The sequence below is a fragment of the Psychrobacter sp. P11G5 genome, assembly GCF_001593305.1.
GTDB lineage: Bacteria > Pseudomonadota > Gammaproteobacteria > Pseudomonadales > Moraxellaceae > Psychrobacter.
Genome location: NZ_CP012533.1, coordinates 426,014 through 452,060 on the forward strand (window position 1 = coordinate 426,014; position 26,047 = coordinate 452,060).

General features: G+C 42.4%; 21 protein-coding genes. 14 read left to right on the plus strand and 7 right to left on the minus strand.

The window, feature by feature from the left end:
* Positions 1-13: 13 nt before the first annotated feature.
* Positions 14-853 carry a DUF305 domain-containing protein gene (locus AK825_RS01810; RefSeq protein ID WP_082787138.1) on the minus strand — a complete coding sequence of 280 codons (840 nt, stop codon included), beginning with the start codon at positions 851-853 and terminating at the stop codon, positions 14-16.
* Between the two features lie 169 nt (positions 854-1,022).
* Positions 1,023-1,637, minus strand: coding sequence for a pseudouridine synthase (locus AK825_RS01815; protein WP_068034237.1), 615 nt, complete (start codon positions 1,635-1,637; stop codon positions 1,023-1,025).
* A gap of 468 nt (positions 1,638-2,105) precedes the next feature.
* Between AK825_RS01815 and icd the strand changes: the two genes are divergently transcribed.
* Entirely contained in the window at positions 2,106-3,365 is a 1,260-nt protein-coding gene (gene icd, locus AK825_RS01820) for an NADP-dependent isocitrate dehydrogenase (RefSeq protein ID WP_068034238.1), read from the plus strand.
* A gap of 253 nt (positions 3,366-3,618) precedes the next feature.
* Here icd and AK825_RS01825 read toward each other — a convergent pair whose 3' ends face one another.
* Complete coding sequence (locus tag AK825_RS01825; RefSeq protein WP_068034240.1) at positions 3,619-5,838, minus strand: NADP-dependent isocitrate dehydrogenase; 2,220 nt, start codon at positions 5,836-5,838, stop codon at positions 3,619-3,621.
* A 659-nt stretch (positions 5,839-6,497) separates the two neighbouring features.
* Here AK825_RS01825 and AK825_RS01830 point away from each other — a divergent pair.
* The 3 genes from AK825_RS01830 to glyA all read left to right on the plus strand — a co-directional run bounded on the left by AK825_RS01830 (position 6,498) and on the right by glyA (position 9,963).
* Positions 6,498-7,826 carry a GNAT family N-acetyltransferase gene (locus AK825_RS01830; protein ID WP_068034242.1) on the plus strand — a complete coding sequence of 443 codons (1,329 nt, stop codon included), beginning with the start codon at positions 6,498-6,500 and terminating at the stop codon, positions 7,824-7,826.
* A gap of 60 nt (positions 7,827-7,886) precedes the next feature.
* On the plus strand, positions 7,887-8,390 hold the full coding sequence (locus tag AK825_RS01835; RefSeq protein WP_068034243.1) for a chorismate lyase: 504 nt from the start codon (positions 7,887-7,889) through the stop codon (positions 8,388-8,390).
* Positions 8,391-8,706: 316 nt separating this feature from the next.
* Positions 8,707-9,963: a serine hydroxymethyltransferase gene (glyA, locus tag AK825_RS01840; protein ID WP_068034245.1), complete on the plus strand. Its 1,257-nt coding sequence runs from the start codon at positions 8,707-8,709 to the stop codon at positions 9,961-9,963.
* A gap of 104 nt (positions 9,964-10,067) precedes the next feature.
* Here glyA and gltS read toward each other — a convergent pair whose 3' ends face one another.
* The 4 genes from gltS to AK825_RS01860 form a co-directional block, all read right to left on the minus strand.
* The gene (gene gltS / locus AK825_RS01845; RefSeq protein ID WP_068034247.1) at positions 10,068-11,342 is read right to left on the minus strand and encodes a sodium/glutamate symporter; all 1,275 of its coding nucleotides are present in this window, start codon (positions 11,340-11,342) and stop codon (positions 10,068-10,070) included.
* An 89-nt stretch (positions 11,343-11,431) separates the two neighbouring features.
* A complete protein-coding gene (locus tag AK825_RS01850; RefSeq protein ID WP_068034249.1) occupies positions 11,432-11,836 on the minus strand; it encodes a barstar family protein in 405 nt (134 codons plus the stop codon).
* Position 11,837: 1 nt separating this feature from the next.
* Entirely contained in the window at positions 11,838-12,605 is a 768-nt protein-coding gene (locus tag AK825_RS14945) for a ribonuclease domain-containing protein (protein WP_082787139.1), read from the minus strand.
* Between the two features lie 123 nt (positions 12,606-12,728).
* On the minus strand, positions 12,729-14,030 hold the full coding sequence (locus AK825_RS01860; RefSeq protein ID WP_068034254.1) for a glutamate-5-semialdehyde dehydrogenase: 1,302 nt from the start codon (positions 14,028-14,030) through the stop codon (positions 12,729-12,731).
* 519 nt (positions 14,031-14,549) lie between these two features.
* Between AK825_RS01860 and AK825_RS01865 the strand changes: the two genes are divergently transcribed.
* The 10 genes from AK825_RS01865 (at position 14,550) to AK825_RS01910 (ending at position 25,947) form a co-directional block, all read left to right on the plus strand.
* Positions 14,550-14,936, plus strand: a complete 387-nt coding sequence (locus tag AK825_RS01865) for a hypothetical protein (protein WP_068034256.1) — start codon at positions 14,550-14,552, stop codon at positions 14,934-14,936.
* 274 nt (positions 14,937-15,210) lie between these two features.
* The gene (locus AK825_RS01870; protein WP_068034258.1) at positions 15,211-16,014 is read left to right on the plus strand and encodes an ATP-binding cassette domain-containing protein; all 804 of its coding nucleotides are present in this window, start codon (positions 15,211-15,213) and stop codon (positions 16,012-16,014) included.
* 297 nt (positions 16,015-16,311) lie between these two features.
* Complete coding sequence (locus tag AK825_RS01875) at positions 16,312-17,112, plus strand: transporter substrate-binding domain-containing protein (RefSeq protein ID WP_203226483.1); 801 nt, start codon at positions 16,312-16,314, stop codon at positions 17,110-17,112.
* Between the two features lie 32 nt (positions 17,113-17,144).
* Positions 17,145-18,086 carry a transporter substrate-binding domain-containing protein gene (locus AK825_RS01880; protein WP_068034262.1) on the plus strand — a complete coding sequence of 314 codons (942 nt, stop codon included), beginning with the start codon at positions 17,145-17,147 and terminating at the stop codon, positions 18,084-18,086.
* Positions 18,087-18,147: 61 nt separating this feature from the next.
* On the plus strand, positions 18,148-19,068 hold the full coding sequence (locus AK825_RS01885) for an ABC transporter substrate-binding protein (protein ID WP_227514100.1): 921 nt from the start codon (positions 18,148-18,150) through the stop codon (positions 19,066-19,068).
* A 392-nt stretch (positions 19,069-19,460) separates the two neighbouring features.
* On the plus strand, positions 19,461-20,195 hold the full coding sequence (locus AK825_RS01890; RefSeq protein WP_068034264.1) for an ABC transporter permease: 735 nt from the start codon (positions 19,461-19,463) through the stop codon (positions 20,193-20,195).
* 13 nt (positions 20,196-20,208) lie between these two features.
* Complete coding sequence (locus tag AK825_RS01895) at positions 20,209-20,934, plus strand: ABC transporter permease (protein WP_068034266.1); 726 nt, start codon at positions 20,209-20,211, stop codon at positions 20,932-20,934.
* A gap of 147 nt (positions 20,935-21,081) precedes the next feature.
* A complete protein-coding gene (locus AK825_RS01900; RefSeq protein WP_082785603.1) occupies positions 21,082-21,789 on the plus strand; it encodes a fumarylacetoacetate hydrolase family protein in 708 nt (235 codons plus the stop codon).
* A 245-nt stretch (positions 21,790-22,034) separates the two neighbouring features.
* Complete coding sequence (locus tag AK825_RS01905; RefSeq protein WP_068038906.1) at positions 22,035-24,263, plus strand: PhoX family phosphatase; 2,229 nt, start codon at positions 22,035-22,037, stop codon at positions 24,261-24,263.
* Between the two features lie 184 nt (positions 24,264-24,447).
* Positions 24,448-25,947 carry an alpha/beta fold hydrolase gene (locus AK825_RS01910; protein ID WP_068034268.1) on the plus strand — a complete coding sequence of 500 codons (1,500 nt, stop codon included), beginning with the start codon at positions 24,448-24,450 and terminating at the stop codon, positions 25,945-25,947.
* Positions 25,948-26,047: the final 100 nt, after the last annotated feature.

Sequence of the window (26,047 nt, forward strand, 5' to 3'; positions counted from 1 at the left end):
AGTTTAATGGGCTTTAGCTAGTAGGTTGCTTAACTTGTTCTTGCGTATCAGCTTTATCATCTATAGTGCCATCCTTAACAAGAACATCGTTGGTATCATGCTTAGCAATCCAGTCTTGCATGATTTCAATCTCAGGCTGCTGTTCATCAATAATCTGCTGTGCCAGCTTACGCATTTCTGCATCAGTACCGTATTTTAGCTGAACCATTGCCATATCTACTGCGCCTATATGATGTGGTAACATGCCGCGAGCGAACGCCATATCAGGTACAGGGTTTGCGATACCCAGTGTCATCTCGCCATGCATTGCATCCATACCCTTGGCATACGCTTGCTGCATTGCCTGAGTATCAGGTTTAGGTTTAGCCGCATCAGGGTGGCTGGCAAGCCATTTGTTCATGATATCGATTTCAGTTTGCTGCGAATCAATGATTTCTTGCGCCAGCTTACGCATCGCCTGATTAGTACCGTATTTCAGCTCAATTTTTGCCATTTCCACCGCACCACGATGATGTCCCAGCATTCCCTTAGCAAATGCAGTATCTGGATCGTTATAGTTCATCCCAATCATCATCTCATCATGCATTCTAGTCATCGACTTGGTGTAGTCTTTGAGCATATCGCTCATTTGTATATCATCAGCGCTCATGTCGACATTTGACATGTCATGGCCTGCATGTGCCTCTATCGTTTGAGCGTCGTCTGTTTTAGATGTCTCGATTGAGGGTGCTACCACCTCTTCTATTTTGGTAGATTCAGTATTTTCAGTCGCTGGCTGACAGGCACTCAGCGCGAGTACCGATGCTACGCTAGCAGCGAGAATAGCGAAACGATAGTGATAAGAAGAGGTCATGACATATCCTTAACATAAACAAGCAAGTCAAACAGTCAAACAGATTAACAGTTTGACGAATTATAGAGCTGAAACACAACAAATAATGAATCTTAGCAGATTAACCTTACCAATTCGAGACGCTACCGTTTTAAATGTCGTTGCCAAATTTGCGCTAATATACATTCGGTTACATCATAATACCCAGTTGTTGGCAACGCTCGCTATTTAGGTGAATACGTACAAATTCACCAACTTCTAGATCGCCTAATTCAAATCCTGCTACAGACCAGCGAATGAGGCGTAAGCAAGGTAAGCCAACATGCGCCGACATTCGTCTTACTTGACGGTTTTTACCTTCATAGATAGTCAGCATCAGCCATGAGTCTGGCACGCTTTTACGCTCGCGTATCGGTGGGTCACGTTGCCATAGGGACATTGGTAACTCATCTTCACTCAACTGTTTGACTTTGGCAGGTAGGGTTTTTCCATCTTTAAGAACAACGCCTTTTTCAAGCTGACTTAGTTGCTGAGGAGTAGGGATACCCTCAACTTGCACTAAATAAGTTTTACCTTGTTTGTGTCCATCATTGGCTTTTGGCGGGTGCGTAATGGCTTTATTTACCCGACCATCACTTGTCAAAATCAGTAAACCTTCTGAGGTCGCATCAAGTCGACCGGCGACTCTTAAGGACTTGTCAGTGAAGTATTGCGATAAAGTGGTATGGTCGTTATTACTATCGTCCCGAAACTGACTTTGCACCCCGTAAGGCTTATTGAATAAAATGAGGCTTGATGTCGACATAGAGCAGATATATCCAAACAGAAGAGTAAATTAAGAAAGTTTAATAAAATAAAAAAGGAGAACAGATGAGAAAGAGAAACAGGGGTAAATACTATTGTCTGACATTTTGAAACCAAGCAATCAAACGATAGGTGTTAGGGTGTACTTAATTAGGTATTTAATACTTACAGACTGTGTTAATTAATCTATTACTATCATACAATAAAGAGGTAAGATTAAAACCATACTAAAATAGTGGTGTTTGCAATATTGATATTCGTATATGGCCTATGTATCAGAGAAATTATCATCTAGCACCTTATTTTAGTACTATGATCCTGATGATTTATAACATTTTTTACAGATTTTTATATAACTCACAACTAAAAAAACCAACCATTGTTAAATTTGTGCAGTAGGAAATTAGCTAGCATAACAGAGTGATAAGCGTGCTTGCGACCTATAACATACAACCAAGGAGTTTTATTCATGTCCTATGATAAGGTTATCGTACCAAGAGACGGAGAAAAAATCACCGTAAACGCTGATTTGTCGTTGAATGTCCCTAATAATCCAATCATCCCATTCGTTGAAGGTGATGGTATCGGTGTAGATATCACTCCTGTCATGATAAAAGTGGTTAATGCTGCAGTGGATAAGGCATATCATGGCAAAAAATCAATCATCTGGATGGAGGCTTACTTAGGTGAAAAAGCAGCCAAAATTTACGATGGTGATTACCTGCCAAGTGAAACGCTAGAGATTTTAAAAGACTATGTTATCAGTATTAAAGGCCCATTGACTACGCCTGTTGGCGGCGGCTTTCGCTCGTTGAACGTGGCGGTACGTCAAGAGCTTGATTTATATGTCTGTCAGCGTCCAGTACGTTGGTTTGAAGGCGTACCAAGCCCAGTTCACCATCCGGAGCTAACTGATATGGTTATTTTTCGCGAAAACTCAGAAGATATCTATGCAGGTATTGAGTGGAAAGCGGGCAGTGATGAAGCCAAGAAAATCATCAAATTCTTAAAAGAAGAAATGGGTGTCACGAAGATTCGCTTCTCTGATGACTGTGGTATCGGTATCAAGCCAGTATCAAAAGAAGGCTCTCAGCGCCTAGTGCGTAAGGCCATTCAACATGCTATCGATAATGATTTGCCAAGTGTGACGCTGGTTCACAAAGGTAATATTATGAAGTTCACCGAAGGTGCGTTTAAAGAGTGGGGCTATGAGATAGCCGCAGAGCGTTTCGGTGCTGAGCTATTAGATGGTGGTCCTTGGATGACGATGAAAAACCCAAAAACGGGTAATGATATTATCATCAAAGACGTGATTGCTGATGCGTTCTTACAACAGATTTTGATGCGCCCTGCTGATTACTCAGTAGTCGCAACACTGAACCTGAACGGTGACTATATCTCGGATGCACTAGCAGCTGAGGTTGGTGGTATTGGTATCGCACCGGGAGCTAATAAAGGTGGAGCTGTCTCTGTCTATGAAGCGACTCATGGTACTGCGCCTAAATATGCTGGTCAGAACAAAGTAAACCCAGGGTCACTGATTCTATCGGCTGAGATGATGTTACGTGATATGGGCTGGGTCGAAGCAGCAGACCTCATTATCGAAGGCATTCAAGGTGCTATCGCTAATAAGACGGTCACTTACGACTTTGAACGCTTGATGCCAGATGCTATCTTGCTTAGTACTTCTGAGTTTGGTAAGGCGATAATTAAGCACATGGATGCATAGTCATCGCTTCATCATGAGCTAAAAGCAATTTAATATCAGCTGTTAAAAAAGCCATCTATAATAATGTAGGTGGCTTTTTTTATCGTCGTTTTTAGTGGTGTTTTTTCACAGTTAGCTTTTACAAAAATTTTATAACTAGTACAAAAAAACGCCCCAAAGATCTAAGACCTTTGGGGCGTTCTACAGGCTTGATAAGTTAAGGTGCAAATCCACCTAACCTTACCTACACAAGACTAATAACTCTAGCAATCAATTATAACGATGCTAAAGTGTCATTAAATAAAGCACTTGGACGCATTACTTGCTTAGCCAATTCTTCATCTGCATAGTAGTAGCCTTTGATGTCTACAGACTTGCCTTGAACCTTACTAAGCTCTTTAACAATTGCGTCTTCATTGTCTTTCAGCTTTTGCGCAAATGGCGTAAACTGCGCTTTTAGTTCGCTATCTTGCTCTTGTGCCGCTAGCTCTTCGGCCCAGTACATGGCTAGATAGAAATGGCTGCCACGGTTATCTATTTCACCAGTTTTACGTGATGGTGACTTGTCATTTAGCAACAGTTTTTCTGTCGCTTTATCTAGCGTATCTGCCAATACTTTAGCTTTAGCATTGTCATCGTTGCTAGCCAAGTGTTCTAAAGATACCGTCAAGGCTAAAAACTCACCTAGTGAATCCCAACGTAAGTGGTTTTCTTCTACTAGCTGCTCAACGTGCTTCGGAGCAGAACCGCCTGCGCCCGTTTCAAACAAACCACCACCTTTCATTAACGGTACGACGGATAACATCTTGGCACTGGTTCCCAACTCTAAAATTGGGAATAAATCAGTTAGATAGTCACGTAAAATGTTACCTGTCGCAGAGATAGTATCAAGACCACGAGCGACGCGCTCTAAGGTATAACGCATGGCGCGAACCTGTGACATAATTTCAATATGCAGGCCGTCAGTGTCATGATCTTTCAAGTAAGTGTTAACTTTTTTGATCAGCTCATTTTCATGTGGACGGTATGGGTCTAACCAGAAGATGACAGGGGTGTCTGACTCACGTGCGCGGCGTACGGCAAGTTTAACCCAATCTTGGATAGGTAAGTCTTTAACTTGACACATGCGCCAGATATCGCCTTTTTCAACACGCTTTTCAAGCAATACTTCATCGGTATCAACGTCAACAATACGTGCAATACCTGCATCGCTAGATTCAAAGGTCTTATCGTGCGAGCCATACTCTTCGGCTTTTTGTGCCATGAGGCCAACATTAGGGACAGTACCCATAGTGGTTGGATCAAAGTTACCATGCCATTTACAGAAGTTGATCATCTCTTGATAAATACGGGCAAAGGTAGACTCAGGCATGACGGCTTTACAATCATATAGTTTGCCATCAGCGCCCCACATTTTACCGCCATTGCGAATCATAGCAGGCATCGATGCATCGACAATAATGTCGCTTGGTGAATGGAAGTTGGTGATACCTTTTGCAGAATCAACCATGGCCAGACGTGGGCGATGCTCTTGACAAGCATGCAAATCTTGCTCAATCTCTTCACGCTTTGATGCCGGTAGTGTTGAGATTTTGTCGTATAGGTCAGCCATACCGTTGTTGACGTTAATGCCTAACTCATCGAAGAAAGCACCATGCTTGTCAAATGCATCTTTATAATAAATTCTGACGGCATGTCCAAACACGATAGGGTGTGACACTTTCATCATAGTTGCTTTTACGTGCAGTGAAAACAAGATGCCAGCTTCGCGGCAATCTTCCATTTCTTGCTCATAAAACTCTAATAATGATTTTTTGCTCATGACCATCAAATCAATGACTTCTTTATCTTGTAGCGCAATTTTAGGCTTCAAGACCTTACTGGTGCCATCATCAAGTAACAAGTCCATACGTACATTACGGGCTTTGTCTAAGGTCATCGATTGTTCGCCATCATAGAAGTCGCCGCCATGCATGTGTGACACGTGCGTGCTTGACCACTGTTTCCATTCACCCATAGAATGCGGATGTTTGCGAGCATAGTTCTTGACGGCTTTAGGAGCGCGGCGGTCTGAGTTACCCTCACGCAATACGGGGTTAACCGAACTGCCTAGGCTTTTACCATAACGCTTACGTAGCTCTTTTTCTTCGTCAGATTGTGGATCTTCAGGAAAATCAGGTAACGCGAAGCCTTTGCTTTGCAGCTCTTTGATAGCAGCTTTAAGCTGCTGCACAGAAGCACTGATGTTTGGCAGCTTGATAATATTGGTGTTAGGGTCTTGTGTTAGACGACCAAGCTCAGCTAAATTATCTGGAACGCGTTGTTCTTCTGTTAGGTATTCAGGGAATTCAGCCAATACTCGCGCGGCAACAGAGATATCACTGGTTTCAACAGCAATCCCTGCTGTTTTTGTAAAAGCTTCAACAATAGGTAAGAAGGATAGGGTTGCTAGAGCAGGGGCCTCATCAGTTTTGGTATAAATAATCTTTGACATTTATAATTGTTCCTCTAGTCTGTAGTGAATAATAGAGCTTAAATATGACTTAACAAGTCTATGCAATAATGATTATGCGGTTAATTTGAACAAATCGTAGGTAGTCTTAAAACACTTGGAAACTTCTGAAAATCTTTAGTCGCTAACATTCACTAAAATAAGACTTAGAACATACGCTCTAAACTGTTTGAAAGTGAACTGTTGACGGCATATCATAGTGAATCCACTATAAATACGATACGATGTCAATCTTATATAATGAACTAAGTGTACCGTTTTCGCTCATATCCTATGTATCGGAATTATATTAAGCTAATAACAACGTTATTCTACCAGTCATCAGCCTCGATATCATCTTTTCCATTCAAGTACCGCTCTTTAACCCCGTTTTTTAAAGTAAAAGCGATAAAACCAGTATATACATACACATTGCAAATACAATTGACAGACAAACAGCACTTAATATTGTTATTAAATAATAAAACGTCAAGTAAAGTCATCTGCATTTTTGTAGGTGGCTTTTTTATGCTTGGTTGGAAACCATTATGATAATCTCTCTATTTGCGATGTTTATTTTATCTGCATTTTTTGCAAATTGTGACAGCAAAATATCTGACGTTTGGTAGGCTAAACGATAAAGAAAAAACAGTGTGAGTCTTATGAATCTACAGTATGCGCTACTTAACGATACCAGTTGGCAGAGTCGAGCCGATTGGCAACTGCCTGATACCCCTTTTATGTCGTTTGCCTTTTGGCAGGCATTGATAGATACCGGTGCGATTGGTGAGCGGGCAGGATGGTTGCCTATCTTCATTTTGGTCTATCGTACAGATGGTGCTGAGAGTGAAGCGTTAGATGATCCAACCACAGCACCAGTGGACATCTCTCAGCCTGTCGCTGTCATGCCAGTCTTTGTAAAAGACCATCATCGTGGCGAATTCGTCTTTGATCACGCATGGGCACAGGCTTATGCGCATTACGGCATCGATTATTACCCACGTCTGGTGACAAGCTCGCCTTATACACCGATTACCGGTCAGCGTTTGTGGTTGGCAGCTGGTGAAACGCTTAACGCCGATATTGTAAAAACTGCGATAGCAGGAGTGGATGATATCGCGCAGCAAGTAGGAGCATCAGGCTGGCATGGGTTGTTTGTGACGCCAGAATTAGCCAAACTTGCGACGTCATCAATGCCTGCCAATAATATGGTTGATCCAGCACAGGTGACCAATACTGAAATAGTAGAGCTTACTGCAAACAATCCTATCCTTGAGCGCCAAGGCTGTCAGTTCCTATGGCAGAATGAGGACTTACTGCAAGATGGTCAGCCCTTTGCGGACTTCGATGCGTTCTTAATGACATTGACTGCTAAAAAACGTAAAAATATTCGCGCTGAGCGTAGGAAGGTTGCTGCACAAGAAGTTTACTGTGTTCGTAAGTGCGGAGATGAGATTACTGATGCGGATTGGAAGGCGTTTTATCATTGCTATGTGATGACCTATGCCGTTCGCGGACAGCAGCCATATCTAAAAGAAGCGTTTTTTATGGCATTAGCAAAAGAGATGTCTGAGTATCTTTTTTTGGCGCAAGCTTATGATAGTAATGATAAGATTATTGCCAGTAGCTTGTTTTTATATGATAAACCTCATAGCGAAAATGCGACTTTATATGGTCGTTATTGGGGAGCGCTTGGTGAGTATGACAGCTTGCATTTTGAGCTGTGCTATTATCAAGGCATTGAGTTTGCCATTGAGCAGGGTCTGAAAAATTTTGATCCAGGTACTCAAGGCGAGCACAAATTAATACGGGGTTTTATTCCAACCAAAACGCATTCTTTGCACCGTATTTATGATCCGCGTTTTGTACCAGCGATTGCAGACTTCTGTACAAAAGATCGACTACAAATGACGCGATATCGCCAGCAAGCACATGATGCATTACCATTTAATATTGATAATATGCCCAAGTTTATTGATCATGATGAATAAGGTTTAATAGTCATGATTAATATCGGCTTTTCTTTTCTAACCTCTCACATTTAGTCACTTATGCCCAGTCACTCCTTTGATTATTCCAATACTTCGATACCACCAATTGAGCTACTATCGTGGCTCAATGCCGAAGGCTCTTTGACTGCAATGCTCGAAGAAAGGGCAGGACAGCCATTACGCGTAGAGCGTAGTTTTGAAGGCTATCGTCAGCTTACGTTACGTCAAAAGCAGCAACTAGGTCTACATCGCTCAGCACTTAATCGTCCGATGCTAGCATGGGTACGTGAAGTTCAGCTGTATGGTAATGATGACAGGCCTTGGGTACAGGCGCAAAGTGTCTTTCCTTTATCAAGTCTAAAAGGACGCGCGCGCCGTCTACAGCAACTAAAAGGCACTCCTATCGGCTACGTCTTATTTAAATGCAGCCGCACCTTACCTAATAAGCGTTCTGTTTGCTTAACTGACGATGGTTGGCAACGCCAAACACGTTATGATTGGTATGGACGCAAATTACTTATCAGCGAGACCTTTTTATCAGCATTTTTGTCCGGCAATGCTTGAGGATTTTTAATAAATATACGTCTTATAGATAAACGTTGCTAAATATGACGTATCTAACATGTGCTGGCATGTATTAAAAATAAGTAAGCTATTTATTTTATTGGCTATTTATTTACGTTATAGGGGCATTTAATTAACGCATCTTAAGGTGAGGTTTTTTTGCGTTCGTAACATAAAGTTTCATGTTACACTTGAGTGCAGCGATACCCTAAATGCAGGAGCGCATCGAAAATATTGCTGAGAGCGAGATGTCAATTCTAGACTTCTTCCTTCTAATAGCTCCCTTCTAATAATAGTCAATATATAGGACATTAATATGTTTAAAGATATATCTATCAAAGAGTTTGATCCAGTACTTTCTGAAGCTATGGAAGCTGAAAGTGTACGTCAAGAAAACCACATTGAGCTTATTGCATCAGAAAACTATTGCTCGCAAGCAGTGATGGAAGCGCAAGGAACAGATCTAACCAACAAATATGCTGAAGGCTATCCAGGTAAGCGTTATTATGGTGGCTGCGAGCATGTTGATGTTGTTGAGCAATTGGCTATTGATCGCGCAAAAGAATTGTTCGGTGCCGAGTATGTAAACGTACAGCCGCATTCAGGTAGCCAAGCAAACTCAGCAGTATTTTTAGCATTGCTTGAGCCTAATGACACGGTACTAGGCATGAGCCTAGACGCGGGTGGTCACTTGACTCATGGCGCGCATATTAACTTCTCAGGCCTTAACTACAATGCGGTACAGTACGGCTTGGTTGAGGGCACTGGCCTTATCGATTATGACGAAGTTGAGCGTTTGGCAAAAGAGCATAAGCCTAAAATGATTATTGCTGGTTTTTCAGCCTATTCACAAGTGGTCGATTGGGCGCGTTTCCGTGAAATCGCCGACGAAGTAGGTGCGTACTTACTGGTAGATATGGCACACGTTGCTGGTCTTATCGCTGGTGGCGTTTACCCAAGCCCAGTACCTTTCGCTGATGTAGTGACTACTACGACGCACAAAACCTTACGTGGCCCGCGCTCAGGTATGATCTTGGCACGTGATGAGAAGCTTGCGAAAAAGCTCAATTCTGCGGTATTCCCAGGCAACCAAGGTGGCCCGTTGATGCACGTAATTGCTGCTAAAGCGATTTGCTTCAAAGAAGCCTTAGAAGATAACTTCAAAACCTATCAGCAGCAAGTCGTTAAAAACGCGCAAGCAATGGCTAAAGTCATCCAAGAACGTGGTTATGAAATCATCTCTGGTGGTACTGAAAACCATCTCATGCTTATCAGCTTAGTCAAGCAAGAAATGACTGGTAAAGAAGCGGACAAATGGCTTGGCGATGCACATATCACTGTGAATAAAAACGCAGTACCAAATGATCCAAAATCTCCGTTCGTCACTTCTGGTATCCGTATTGGTACTCCAGCGATTACTACTCGTGGCTTTAACGAAGCGCAAGCTAGTGATTTAGCTGGCTGGATCTGCGATGTCCTAGACAGCCGTGGTGATGAAAAAGTCCTTGCTGAAATACGTGGCAAAGTAGAAGCTATCTGTAAAGAGCTGCCAGTTTACGAAAAAAACCAGTAAACTTTAAATAAATAAAATCAGATAATATAAAAACCGCTTAGCTTTTGCTAGGCGGTTTTTTTGTTTTCTTAAGCAATTAGATCTGATGCTATTACACTCTTAACTTACATAAACGGCAACTTCGTAAATATCTGTAATATCGTGGCGTTGACGATATCAACGAAGAAAGCACCAACCATCGGCACAATCAAAAACGCTTTAGGTGATGGCAAGTAGCGATCGGTTACCGCCTGCATGTTAGCAATTGCAGTCGGCGTTGCGCCCATACCAAAACCACAATGTCCTGCTGATAACACAGCTGCATCATAGTTTTTTCCCATTACTTTGAACGTTATAAAGTAGACATACACAATCATAATCGCTGTCTGCACCAGCAAGATAATTAATACAGGACCCGCTAAATCAGTCAACTGCCAAAGTTTTAATGACAGCAATGCCATCGCTAAGAATAGACTCAAAGAAGCGTTACCAAACACATCAATGGAGCGGTCGAACATATCAAAATCAAACACCATAGTTAATACATTACGGATAATGACACCGCCTGCCAGTGCCCAAACGAAGGTGGGTAACTCAAACCAAGTATCTGCTGCAACGAGTGTCATGGCATCTGCAAATGCCAATGCACCAGCAAATAGCGCCAAGGTCTCAATGGTAGAGGAGGCAGTGATAAAGCGCATACTGTCAGGTCTTTCAAAGATTTCTTTATTGCTATGCGCTGAATCTTCATCATGTTTGGTACTGTACAATGACTGCGCACCAGCGACCTTTTCGATGTCACTAGGATTTGGATTGGCTGGTGTCGGTTTTAGACCAAGCCTTTGAATCAAGCGCCGCGCAACAGGACCACCAACGATACCACCTGCTACCAAACCATAGGTTGCAACCGCGATACCAAGCGTCGTCGCTCCAACCACGCCATAATCTTCTTCTAAAGTAATGCCCCAAGCACCTGCTGTGCCGTGTCCTCCGGTAAGAGCAATAGAACCTGTTACTAATCCGAGTAGAGGATCAAGTCCCAATGCGCTTGCCATGGCCACGCCAACGACATCTTGCAAGACAATAAAAACTGATACCACAATAGTGAAAATTAATAACGGCGAACCACCCGCTTTAAGCCTACCAAAGTCAGCACTGAGTCCAATAGAGGCAAAGAACATGAGCATAGTTGCCGTCTGCAAACCTTGATGAAAGTTGAAGGTATAACCCCAAAAGATATTTAAAATATAGACAACAATTGCAGCAACCAAGCCACCAGCAACTGGCTCTGGAATGTTAAAGTCTTCTAAAAACTTAATTCTCTTAACCAAAAAGCGTCCCAGCAGTAGCACTAAGGTGGCTAATATCAATGTGTAATAGCCGTTTAAAGTAATTTCCATACGTTAATCCTTTCTCTAAATATTAATTAACCTGAATCCGGGATAAATATGGCTTTATCTCGAAATCAGGTTTTTGTGATAATTAGCGACTAGTCCTTATCTTCGGACGACACAATTTCGGACGAAACAATCACCCACAATTGCGGCTTACCAAAATCTTTGTAGGCGTCTTCAATAATGCTTTTAAAAACGTTAAAGTCTTCAGTATTGATGGTTTCTGTCTTAGTTAAACTGAGCTGTAAATGAGTGACATCACTATCCGTCAAGCAGTCCCAAGCACTGTCCCAATTATGGACAAAGTAGCTAGGAAAATCGCACGCTTTGGCTAAGCTGGTTAAAAGATTTTCTTTATCAAGCACTTTACCGATGGGGATGTTAACAGCCTGCTCAGGAATGCTGTCACTAAGTGTTGTACCGTTTTGGTTAATGCTGTTTTGGTTAATGCTGTTTTGGTTAATGCCGTTTTGATTAATATAATAAATGGCTTGGCTCATATTAATTTACCTCCAATTTTCGAAAGCTATCGTAGTGGTCGACTGTCAAATAATATATGGTTGGAGGATTACCACCAGTGACAATGCGCCGCGCCCCGCGATGAGAAACCCCAGGCGTAGGTACGGTATATTCACGGTAGTAGCCTTGGGACTGCGCGGGTAGTCTGCCTTCTCGATTATAAAAAGTAGTACCGTCTTTATTAGGATATGGAAAAGGTCCACCTTGTTGAATAAGCGCGATGGTTTGGTCTATCTGAGGGTCGCCAGTTATGCCACGTGCCTTTGATTGGCTCGTTTCCGATGAGGTTTGTGATATAGAGGTCGGTTGGACGCTATCTGTAAAGAAAGTAGACTTTAAATCTGCAAAGAAATAAACAGCGATTGCAATGATAGTTATCAAACTAAATAGGGTAGATAGCGAGCTTTTCTTATCTTGGCTACTACGATGGTGGTTGCGATTGCTATGATTGTTTCGATTATTCTGACTATTGTGAAAGCCATTATTTTGACCGATATTACTTGACGAGCGCGTGGGGTAATCTGAATCTGCGCTTTCTTGAAGGCTTAATGAAACATCAGTGACTTCAGTGGCACGCAATTGATTTTTATCGTTACGTTCACTATTGAAATAGACTCTTTGACCTACGGTGATTGGTTGCGACAACTTCACTTTACTGACATGAAAAAACACGTCTTCACTTTGATTATCTACGTCGATAAAGCCATAGCCTTTATCTTGTTTCCAGTGTTTGATTTCGCCACTTTGCATGCGTATGTCGTCCTGTAAGCTTCCTGTTTTTATAACTAATAAAAAACGCCAGCAATTAGGCTGACGTTTTTTGTGGATTATACTTTAGGTTAAGCTACAAATGGTAGGTTAAAGCATAATAAGTTAGGCGCGGGTCTCACCATGTCCATAGACGATCCATTTTTGTGAGGTCAAACCTTCAAGACCTACAGGACCACGCGCATGAATCTTGTCGGTTGAGATGCCAATCTCTGCACCCAAACCATATTCAAAGCCATCAGCAAATCGGCTAGAGGCATTAATCATCACGCTAGCTGAGTCTACTTCACGGATAAAGCGCTGCGACTTAGTATAGTTATCAGTGATAATGACATCGGTATGATGGCTGCCATGGGTGTTGATATGCTCAATCGCTTCATCAAGGCCTGCCACGATTTTAATCGCTAAAATAGGTGCTAGATATTCGGTATCCCAATCCTCATCTGTCGCTGCTGATAAATGCCCATCAAGCTTAGCGTTGTCATTTAAGATAGATTGCGACTTATCATCAAGACGCAGTTGCATAGCGTCATCAGCTTGGATAATAGCTTCAGCGATCTGCGGTAGTAGCTCATCTGCAACTGCTTCATCGATCAGCAGTGTCTCCATCGTGTTGCAAGTACCGTAACGATGGGTTTTAGCGTTGACGCTGACTTCGATGGCGATATTAGGCTTGGCATCGCTATCAATAAAGGTATGACAGTTACCGTCTAAATGTTTGATAACTGGAACTTTAGCGTCATTACTGATACGTGCAATCAAACTTTTACCACCACGCGGTACAATCACATCAACATACTCTGTCATGGTGATAAGCTCGCCAACCGCTGCACGATCTCTCGTTTGTAGTACTTGGACGCTATGTTCAGATAGACCTACATTTTTTAGGCCTTGGTAAATACACTTAGCAATTGCTTGATTAGATTCGAATGCCTCTGAGCCACCACGCAAAATAATAGCGTTGCCAGATTTTAGGGCAAGAGATGCCGCTTCTAAAGTAACGTTCGGACGTGATTCATAGATCATACCAACGACGCCAAGTGGCACGCGCATTTTACCTAAGTGAATACCTGATGGACGAAAGGTCATGTCAGTCACTTCGCCAATAGGGTCAGGTAGGGTAGAGACGTCTTTTAAGCCTTGTAGCATACCCTCAAACCGAGCGTCGTTTAGCTCTAAACGATCCAGTAGGGCAGCATCAAGGTCATTTTTTTGACCATTGTCCATATCAATTTGATTGGCGGATAAAATATCTTGTTTGGCATCAACTAATACATCATGAATCGCCATAAGTGCTGAGTTTTTATCGCCAGTATTAGCAGCGGCAAGAGCACGAGATGCTGCACGGGCTTGTTTGCCAACTTGTTGCATGTAAGCGGCGATATCTGTGGTGTTTGGTTGACTCATAGATCATTTTCCTTATATCTGTGGATAGAAGTTATTGTTCGTCATAATAATAGGTTATACAAAATAAACATGCCAAAGAAGGCAAAAGTGCACAAAGAAGCGCTAATAATGGGTGAAAAGGTAAGTTTTATCCCTGTTACAGCGTTATGCTATTTAACATAGAGGAGTTACAGTCGATAGTAAAGACGAATTTGTGAACAATATCTGCTTCTAACCTATAGTTACTGGCTTTTAAAGGCATGTATTTAGCTTTGTATTGAAGTTGGGTTATAAAGTGCTTTTATTAAAGAGGCCCTTATCAAAGAAAGTTTCATTAATGATATTTTATGATAAACATTTGATACTTATACAGTTACGCATTTTTAACACAACTATGCTGTAACTACTAATGTAGTAATCGGAAGTTGTCAGTATAGTTGAACACTAAATCGTTAAGTATGCACTAGGCTCAATATTGATTGGGTGTGTTTATAAAACTTTTAAATCCCATTATTGCTGATTGAGCGACGGAGAGTTGAAATGAATACCACTAAAAACATGAAAATGATAGAGAAGACCACTCATAAATCTATGCATAAAAAATGGTTGTATGCATCACTAGCAGCAGCGGCTTTAACATTGAGTGCTTGTGCAGATAAAGAAGCACCTATGAGTGAAGACGAAACCGCTATGGATGCTCAGGCAGAAGTAGAGCAGGGTGCAACTGGTGTGGCTAATGATAATCATATGGCAAATGAAGATGTTGCAGTAGCCTCTGAAGATATAGATATGGCTAGTGATGCCAATACCGATATGATGAACGACGATGTCGCGGTTGCCGAAGCTAATGATGGCGTAGCAGTAGGTGTTGATGACTCCGAGATGCTAGATGGTAGCGAATCAGAAGAGCATGTTTCTACCTATTAATATTTTTCATAAAATAAAGCTGATAATATAAAAAAAGCTCAGACACGTTAATGCGATCTGAGCTATTTTTATGGATGACGTAATTGGAGATATTAAGCACGAAAAAAGATAGAAAGTTTGCCTTTTAGCCCTGTTTTAAGCGACAATGTGGCGCAAACGACTGATGAGACTTGTCATTATATTGATACGCTACCAGTCCCTATTTTTTTAAGTTATCATAACTTTGTTATTACGCTTCTCTTTTTAATCATTTTTAATGGAAATCCGCTAACCCATGCTTGAGACTGCCGCAAACTCGACTCGCCCTATCGCCTTAGAGTTACAAGATCTTCATAAAAGCTTCGGCTCATTGGCTGTGCTCAAAGGTGTATCACTGACTGCCTATGATGGTGATGTGATCTCTATCTTGGGGTCTTCTGGCTCTGGAAAATCTACTTTATTACGTTGTGTTAATTTGCTCGAAAAGCCAAATCAAGGCCGTATTATTATCGGCAATGATGAGCTCATGCTAAAGCCAACAAAGTCCGGTGAGATGCAAGCAGTAGACAACAAACAGCTTGAGAGTTTACGTGCACGCGTGGGTTTTGTATTTCAAAACTTCAATCTATGGCCGCATAAAACCATCCTTCAAAACATTATTGAAGGGCCAACGCAGGTCTTAAAAATTAAAAAAGATCAGGCCATCAGTGATGCTGAAAAGCTACTAGATAAAGTCGGCTTACTGGACAAAAAAGACGCTTATCCTGCCAACTTATCAGGCGGTCAACGTCAGCGTGTTGCTATCGCTCGTGCGCTAGCTATGCAGCCGCGTGTATTATTATTTGATGAGCCAACTTCTGCGCTCGATCCTGAGCTGGTTAATGAGGTACTCGCTGTCATGCGAGATTTGGCAGAAGAGGGACGTACGATGCTAATTGTCACCCATGAAATGCGCTTTGCCCGTGAAGTGTCAAGCAAAGTGGTGTTTTTGCATCAAGGCGTTATTGAAGAGATTGGCACGCCTGAGCAAGTCTTTGACAATCCAACCTCAGAGCGAGTTAAAGAGTTTATGGCATCGCATAGTCAAAACCAATCATAATAATTTGTTCAATACTTAACACCTTCAAGCATTAAATCATTAAATAACTATTTGATATCGCCAAATATCGATGGTATCAAATAGTTATTCATCATGCTATCCGTCCTTGCTTAATACTTTATTACTCAATAATGACAGTCAATATGCAAAACGTTTGTTTTTGATATTTTAGTCAGGTATTATCGAGTAGTCTATAAAATGTCAATATTTGTTATTACATTTATTATTTGGCAAGGATGTCAAAAGTTAAAACAACATAATTATCTATCAGAAACCCTATTAAAAAATGAGGAACGTATGATGTCGAACTCTCGTCTATTGTGGTCGTCAATGACCATCACTGCAGCCATTGCGCTTAGTGCTTGTAGCCAACCTGCTAATGAAGCCACTGATACTAATGCTGATGCACCTGCGGCGGACGCGGCCGGTAAGACCATTCGCATCGCGACTGAGGGTGCTTATCCTCCTTTTAACTATACTAATGCTGATGGTAGCTTGGCAGGCTTTGATATCGATGTTGCTAATGCTTTATGTGCGCAAATGCAAGCAAAGTGTGAGATTGTCGCTCAAGATTGGGACGGTATTATTCCAGGTCTACTAGCACAAAAATACGATGCCGTAGTCGCTGGTATGTCAATTACTCCTGAACGTCAAGAAAAAGTCGATTTTACTGAACCTTACTTTGCTAATACGATGGTATGGCTGACCGATACTAACAGTAGCTTTAATCCAGTGGCTATGAAAAACCTGACTTTAGGTGGCCAGCGTTCAACGACTCCAGGCGCTTATCTGCAAGAGAATTACGAAGGTAAAGATGGTAATACCGTTCAGTTATACGACAACTATGACAACGCCTACTTAGATTTAAAATCAGGCCGTAGCGATGCAGTATTGGCTGAAAAAGTCTCTGCCAAATCTTGGTTAGCGGATAATACTGAAGGCTTTGGTATTGTTGGTGATGAAATAGACAATGATGACAATATTGCTATTGCTGTGCGTAAAAATGACTCTCTCAGAGATGACTTCAATAAGGCATTAAGCGAAATACGTAGTAACGGTGAGCTTGCCCGTCTTGAGCAAGAGAATTTTGGTCAATAATCTTCTGATTTAGAAATAAGAGAATAGCAATTATGACAATATCTATGACATCATCATTCGTAAATAGAGCCAAATGGTTGGCACCGCTTAGTGCAGCGATGCTAATGCTGGCTGGCTGTAATAATAGCTCTGCACCAGAGGAAAGTACCGCATCTGATACAGCGACTACTGACACTCCTATCAATATAAAAATTGCTACGGAATCAAGCTACAAGCCATTTAGTTATACTGACGCTGATGGCAAGCTTATCGGTTATGAGGTAGAACTGGTCGATGCGCTATGTGCGCAAATGAAAGCAGAATGTGAGCTAATATCACAAGACTGGGATGGCCTCATTCCTGGTCTCAACGCACAAAAATTCGATGCCATTATTGCTGGTATGTCGATTACGCCTGAACGTAAAGAAGTGGTGGAATTTACTGATCCGTACTTTCATACTGGTATTATTTTGATCGGTAAAAAAGGTGACGCTATTAGTGTTGCAGATCTAAAAGGGCAGCCTGTTGCTTCACAGCGCTCAACGGTTTCATCACAGTACTTGCAAGATGAATATCCAGACGCTGATATCAAGCTTTATGATACCCAAGATAATGCTTATTTAGATCTAACTTCAGGTCGCGTACGTGCGATGATGTCAGATAAAGTGACGGGTATTGATTGGCTAAAGACAGAAGCTGGCAAGGACTATGAAGTCAAAGGGCAAGAGATCAGTACTGAAGAAGACGCAATGGGTATTGCCTTTCGTAAAGGTGATCCTTTAGTTGCTAAATTCAATCAGGCTTTGACTGAGTTGAAAGCTAATGGCGTCTATGATCAAATCACTGGTAGCTACTTTGGTACTAGCACTACAGCTGCTGCCCAGAAAGCAGTTACAACTGGTGGTGTTGAGAAAGTAGTTGTCGTCGATGATGGTGATGTCGATGCTAATGCCATGATTGCTAAAGAAGAACAGACAGAAGCGGCGACCAACTAATACAGCGTCTACCTTATAAAGGTAGATATTGTTTTTTACTAAGTAAACATCAAGGATGATTATGAGCAACTATTTTGTCCCAGTCATCGTCATGACTCGTGCATCAGTCATCAAATCGGTTAGGATGAGTCGTTTTTCAGCATCTTTGCTGGCCATGGCTGCTGTCTTTACATTAGCTGGTTGCAGCAACAGCCAAGATAGCACTGATGATGTTAATCAGAGCGCTACTGAGACGACGACAGTTTCTGAAACAGGTGATGTGCTACGGATTGGTACCGAAGGTGCCTATGCGCCTTTTAACTATACCAATGCAGATGGGACACTTGGCGGCTTCGATGTCGATATGGCCAACGCTATCTGTGCCGATATGCAAGTCACTTGTGAGATTACGGCGCAAGATTGGGATGGTATCATTCCTGGACTTAAAGCTGGCAAGTATGATGCGATTGTAGCTGCGATGTCTATAACACCAGAACGTGCACAACAAGTCAGCTTTACCGATCCCTATTTTAGTAATACTTTGGTGTTTTTAGCTAAAAAAGAGAGTAGCTTTGATCCAAGTAAAAGTAGCGATATTGATGCCCATTCTATCGCCGCCCAACGCTCAACAATCTCCTCACAGTGGTTAGAAGGCGAATATCCAAAAGCCAACATGAAGTTATATGATACGTTGAGCAATGCGTTTCTGGATTTAGGATCCGGTCGCGTTGATGCGATGATCTCTGACAAAGTACCAGCGCTGGAATGGTTAAGCTCACCATCAGGTAGTCCTTATATGATTAAAGGTGATGAGATTGATATTAATGATAACTTCGCAATAGCTGTTCGTCCTGGTGATGCTTTGCAAGCTAAGATTAATCAATCATTGGCTAATATAAAAGCTAATGGGACTTATGATGAACTTAATCAAAAATACTTCGCGATGCCAGCGACCGAAACAACGGTAGCTGCTGAGCCCGCAACGGATACCGCTGGTCAGTAGTAATTTACTAGCTAGTCACGAAATACTTATTTTATTAGTCAGAAGGATATTGCCATATTGGTGATATCCTTTTTTATTTATGAATTTTTTGTTTTTATCTATAAAGAGCAACTGCTCTGATAAAACTGACTGCACAGTATCGCTAGATTGGTCTTAGCAGTGTCGTTTTGGCACGATTAGCATCCGTCTAGATACAGGTTTTGCGTATGAGCAGTAACATAGAGCTTGCCGATTATGATAAAATCACGGCTCATTTTTGCCGAGTCAATTAATCATAGTCTATACGCGAGCTCAAACGCGGTGTTGCCATACATGGTGCAAGGCTATTGGTACTGATTCGTTCAACTAATATTCTGCTAATTTGCTGATATAAAGAGACTGAGTGGACAACTGTGTTTGACTTACAAGGATTTGGCGCGCTATTACTGAGCGGCGCAACCGTCACTATCAAGCTTGCTATGACCAGCTTAATTATAGGTATGGTCTTAGGGCTTTTAGGTGCCACAGCCAAGCTGTCCAATGTCTGGATACTACGTAAAATTGCGACTGTTTATACAGCGACAATGCGTGGTATTCCTGAGTTGCTATTGGTACTGTTCATTTATTATGGCGGCTCTATTCTGCTGATGAGCATCCTCAAAAAATTCGGTTACAACGACTATGTCGAGATTAGTGCGTTTTGGGGTGGGGTCATGGCGCTATCCATTGCCTTTGGCGCTTATGCGACCGAAATCTTTCGGATGTCCATTCAAGAGATTCCTATAGGGCAGAGTGAGGCCGCGCAAGCGATTGGCATGCGTCCTTTTCAGACCTTTTACCGCATTACTTTACCGCAAGTATGGCAAATTGCCTTACCTGGTCTAGGTAACTTGTTTTTGGTATTGCTAAAAGATACTGCGCTAGTATCGGTCATCGGTCTTAAAGATATTATGTATCAGTCATCGCGCGCCGCCCAGTCAACGCAGCAGCCTTTCACCTTTTATATGGCAGCAGCGATTATTTATTTAGGGCTGACGATGCTCATTACAGGCTTTATGATGTGGCTTGAATGGCGTGCTAATCCAGCAGCGCGCTATGCCAAAAAGCTTAGCCGTCAACCGAATCCCCGTCAATCGACCACAGGGTAGAGGAGAGATACTCATGGATTGGAATTGGCAGGTTATTTTTGATCATATCCCAGATTTATTAGGCGGCGCAGTATTAACTGTACAGCTAGTCGTAATATCAGGCATTATTGGGCTATTTTTTGGTTTGGTTTTGGCGTTATTGCGACTGTCCAAAAGCTGGGTAGTACAAATAATACCTTTTCTTTATATCTTCTTCTTCCGTGGCACACCGCTGCTGGTACAGATATTTTTGATTTATTATGGTCTTGGGCAGTTTGAAGCGGTACGTGATTCGTTCTTATGGGAGCCAGTACTCAGCCAAGCTTATTGGTGCGCTATTATTGCCTTTACGATGAATACTAGCGCCTATCTCGCTGAAATTATTCGCGGGGCTATTCAGACTATCCCAGTTGGCGAGCTTGAAGCTGCCGATGCTGTCGGTATGTCAAAATGGCAGAAGCTTACCCGTATCACCTTACCGCGAGCATTTGGTATTGTGATTCCAGCTTATAGTAACGAAGTTATCTTTATGCTCAAAGGCAGTGCCTTGGCATCAACCATTGCACTGATGGATATCACTGGAGTGGCACGTACGATCAGCGCGCGTACCTATACCTTGATGGAGCTGTTTTTTGCTGCCGGTATCGTCTACTTGCTATTGTCGTGGGTTATTTTATTCACTTTTGGCATGTTTGAAAAAAGAATGAACCGCCATGCCAGTTATGTACCGCCAGATGTCGTGACGCGTACTATTCCATAGTCAGAAAATACATTTCTGCTAAATGTATCAGTACGAGCTATGATGATTGTGAATTATGATAAGTTTATCAAGTAGTCGCAATCGAAGCGGTAAAAGATAGCGTACTATAAATGACCCTATGACTTCCCCTGTTTGTGAGAACCTACTATGAGTGAATCACCCCATGTGTCTTTGATTAATGACGTTTTCGCTCATGCTGACGAGGGAGATGTTAAAGTCAAAACTGGCCGTATCTCGATTGGTAAAGTTGTCTGCGTCGGTCGTAACTATGCTGCCCATGCGCAGGAGTTAGGCAACGAGATACCAAAGTCGCCAATTTTATTTATGAAGCCTGCATCATCAGTGGCTTTTATGCGCAACGATATCATACGACCAGATTCAGATCGCTATGGTGATACTCATTATGAAGCAGAGCTTTGTATTCAGTTATCTGCTGACTTGAGCAATGCAACGGTAGCGCAAGCACAGCAAGCAATCGGTAGCGTCACTATAGGGCTTGACTTGACCTTACGCGATTTACAGACTGAGCTTAAACAAAAAGGTCATCCTTGGGAGCGTGCGAAGTGCTTTGATGGCGCGTGCGTACTCGCTGATTGGGTTGACCCACAAGCATTTGGTGATTTTAGCAATGTGCATTATCAGCTTTATATTAATGATGAGCTTAAGCAAGATGGTGACAGTACGTTGATGCTTTTTCCTGTGTATGAATTACTTGCTGAGATTAGTCATGCTTTTAGTTTGCAAGCAGGTGATGTGATTATGACTGGCACCCCAAGCGGCGTTGGTATACTGCATGCAGGCGATGAGTTAAAGTTGGTATTGGGCGCGCACGAGTGGCAGACGCGGGTGCAATAGCGTTACTTTAAATATAGGCTTAAATAAAAATTTGCTGTCTGAAAATACAAAATCCTGAGCCAATGCTTGGGATTTTTTTTGTTTAAATAAAGCCTGTTATTTAAATGTCATCTTATCGTCATGAAAGTTCAATAGACTCAAGCGTAATCCGCATTTTCGTAGTGGTAATTACAAAGCTGCGACTGAACCCTTTATGCTAATCTAGCCTAACAGCAAGGTGATTGACTATGACATTATTGAATAAAATGACATTACTGAATGATAAGCAAAATCTTGCCCACGAAGTTGTTGAAGACTCCAATCCTACTCATAATACTGACTTTCAAAGCATTATCAATCGTCGTCTGAACCGCCGTAGTATTCTAAAAGGTGGTACAGGATTGACAGCTGCTGCTTTCTTTGGCGCACTTCCTTTAGTCGGATGTGCTGACAATGATGAAAGTAGTGCTGGAAGCCCCCTTGTCAATAATGATAATGATGCTGCTATTCCTGCACAAGGTGATTTAAAGCGTCCTGAGACTTTAAAGTTTAAAGCAGTCGCGCACTCCACTGCCGAAACAATAAGCGTGGCAGAAGGTTATCAGGCTGAGATTATATTACCACTCGGTACGCCATTAATTTCTGGTATTGATGATTGGAAAGACAATCGTGAGCAGTCTGCTGAGTCGTTTGATTGGCGTATGGGTGACAACCATGATGGCATGTGGTTCTTTGGCAAAAAGGGCCATGCATACGATGCTAAAGCGTCAGAGAATGGTCTGCTGGTCATGAACCATGAGTACGTGAATAGTAGCGAGCTAAGCCCGTTTGGCTACCATGTAATACAAAATAATAATGCTGCATCTATATTTAAAAATCGTCGCCTCGCCAGTGATGTGCGCCGTGAAGCCAATTGTCATGGAGTGGCTGTGGTTGAGATGACTCGCCGCGCCGATGGTATAGGTTATGAGGTGGTGCTCAATTCAAAATACAATCGCCGCATTACTAGCAGTACTCAATCACAGTTGGCAGGGCCAGTTGCTGGCTCTGATTTGGTCAAGACCAAGTTTGATCCGACAGGCTTTCAGACTCGTGGAATCAATAATAATTGCGGTGCAGGACTATCGCCTTGGGGCACGTATTTGACGACCGAAGAGAATTTTTTAGGAGTTTTTGCCCGTGGTCAAGATGCCAGTCAATTAACTGTCGCACAGAATTACGGTCGTGAGCGTTATGGTGCAACAGAAAATTTTGCCAGCTCAGGGTACTTATGGCATACCCCAGAAGCCAAAGACGCCAAAATCTCTGATGAATTTTCCCGCTGGGACATGACTGCTGTCGGTGCAACCGCGACTGACGATTACCGCAATGGTTTTAACACCTTTGGTTATATCACCGAAATTGACCCTTTTGACCAACATTCTATGCCAAAAAAACGGACAGCGTTGGGTCGTTTTGCTCACGAAAACTGTGCCTATGCACCTGTTGAGCAAGGCAAACCAGTGGTTTTTTATATGGGTGATGATGCTCGTGGTGAATATATTTATAAGTTTGTCTCCAAAGCCCTGTGGTCAAATAAAGATATAGGGGCGGGCTTAAAAGCTGGTGACAAGTATATGAATGAGGGCACGCTATACGTTGCAATCTTTCATGACGATGGTAGTGGTGAGTGGCAGCCGCTGGTTCATGGTCAAAACGGACTAGATGCCACTAACAGCGTGCTGCCTTTTAATGGACAGGATGACGTTTTAGTGTTTGCGCGTGCTGCTGCTGACACGTTAGGGGCAACCAAGATGGATCGTCCTGAATGGGTATCGGTCAGTCCCATTACTGGTGAAGTTTATGTGACTTTGACCAATAATAAATATCGCGGTGAACGTGATGATCAACCAGTGTCTGCAACCAACCCGCGCAGTTATCAGGCTCGTGGTAAAGCGCGCGGCAATGACAATGGTCATATTATTCGCTGGGCAGAAGCAGGAGGCGAGCATGCGGCAACGAGCTTTGAGTGGGATATTTATCTATTTGCTGCACCGAGTGCTTTGTCAGCAGAAAACTTATCGCAATTAAATGATAATAACGATTTTTCTTCGCCAGATGGTTTGTATTTCGACCCACGTGGGGTATTGTGGATTCAGACTGATGACGGCGCTTATACCGATACCAGCAGTTGCATGTTGCTCGCAGCACTACCGGGTAATGTCAGCGATGGCACGCTCAAAACTACTTCGGCAGGACAGCAAACTCGTGTCGGTATGAAAGCAAATAATGACAATATTAAACGATTTTTTGTCGGTCCTGAAGGCTGTGAGGTGACCGGTATTACCATGACCCCAGACTTTAAAACGTTATTCCTTAACATTCAGCATCCTGGTAATAATTGGGGCGCAGTCGCTGGTGGCAGTACTCCGCGCTCAGCTACAGTCATGATTACTCGCGAGGATGGAGATGTCATACTAGCAGAATCGTTTGCAACGGATATAAAAACGACATAGAAGTTAAGCTGTTCGTATTTAGTAAATACCTAATAAATAATCTCAAGCCATGACTTGGGATTTTTTATTAGGTATTTTCACTAAGCGATATTTTAGAAAGCTAGCGTGACAGTATAAATGTTTTGTTTACCGCATTTACAGGATAATATGTAAGAGTATCCTTATCACTAAATACATCAAAACTATGAACAATCCAGATTCTATCGATAGCATTCACGATTTATTTGCTAAAAATCAGCCTAAGTTTAATGTTAATGCTAATTCTGACTCTGAAGCTAGCGCGAAATTTCAGGGTGACGTGTATGAAGAGTTGGCACAGCTTGAATATATCTATGTCGATGATGAAATTGGATTAAATACCGAAGACAGTAAAACCATGACCTCGCACAAACCTATCTCTTTGAGTGATTTCTTTGAAGGATTGGCACAGCTTGCGACAATGGGTGTGGTTGAGGTTACTGACATTGTAGAAGCCATCCATCGTGAGATTATTCTACGTCCTTTGGGACGTTTTAACGAAGGCAATGTCAGCAAATGGCAACGTGGTCTTACCGGGCGAATCTATGGGGCAGTACGCCAAGTAACACGGCTAGTAGGCAACAATCTAGCCTCAGCGCTGCGAATATATAAAAGCCTGCTCAATCAAAAAGACTCGCGCCCGCTACCTGAAACACTAAAACAGCTTATCAACGTTCTAAATGGCGTAATGGGCGACCATCTTGTCACACATAATAACCCTCTCGCTATCCCGATGATTTTATACGACAGCTCTTTACGCCCAAGATATGGACATCTAAAAAACAAAGAGATATCAGGGCGCGTTATTGTTTTATGCCATGGTCTTTGTATGAGTCACTTGAGCTGGCAACCAACTGCAGGTAATAGTCTTGGCGCGTGTATTAGTCGCAGTCTGCCAAAATCTACCGTTCTATACCTTGATTACAATACTGGACGGCGCATCTCACTCAATGGTCGCAACTTCTCTAAAGTGCTACAACAGTTAGTAGATAATAACCCAAATATCAGTCAGATAGATTTGGTTGGGCATAGCATGGGTGGATTGGTCGCTCGTAGTGCGCTGTTCTATGGCAAACAACAAGGTTTTAACTGGGTGAAACGAGTTAGTAACCTCATTACTCTTGGCTCACCGCATCATGGTGCAAGCCTAGAGCGTATCGGTTATTTTGTGCAAGATATGATCGCCAAGCTGCCTTTTGCAGGGTCGCTTGCCAAACTGGGTGATTTACGTAGTACAGGCATTATCGATTTGCGACATGGTAGTATTCGTGACGATGATTGGAAGTCTTTAGAAGGCCGCAGTGTGCTACCGCAAGACTTTCATCATCCTGCTCGTCTGCCGCTACATGTGAATACTTACTTTATCGCGGCCACGCTGGTTGAGGCTCATTACGACTCCAAAGCCACAAGCTTATTGGGCGACGGTCTGGTAACAATAGAATCTGCGCTAGGGGAGTATGATGGCGAGCATGCTTTGTCGGTACCTGAAGGGCACAAGGCCATTTTTTATGGCGTAAGTCATTACAATTTACTTTACAACGATAGGGTACATAAGCAAGTCGTTGCATGGCTGTTGGACAATGGGCAAAGTAGCTCTAATCAAGAAGGTGATGCATTTGGTGCTTGCATACATTCTTATCCTGAAAATGTTGAGGTGGTGGTCTAGTTTTTTAGCCTTACTTTCTTATTTAGATTTATCCAGTAAAACAAAAACCCTCAAGCATCACACTTGAGGGTTCTAATTATCATTACAAATTAAACAAATC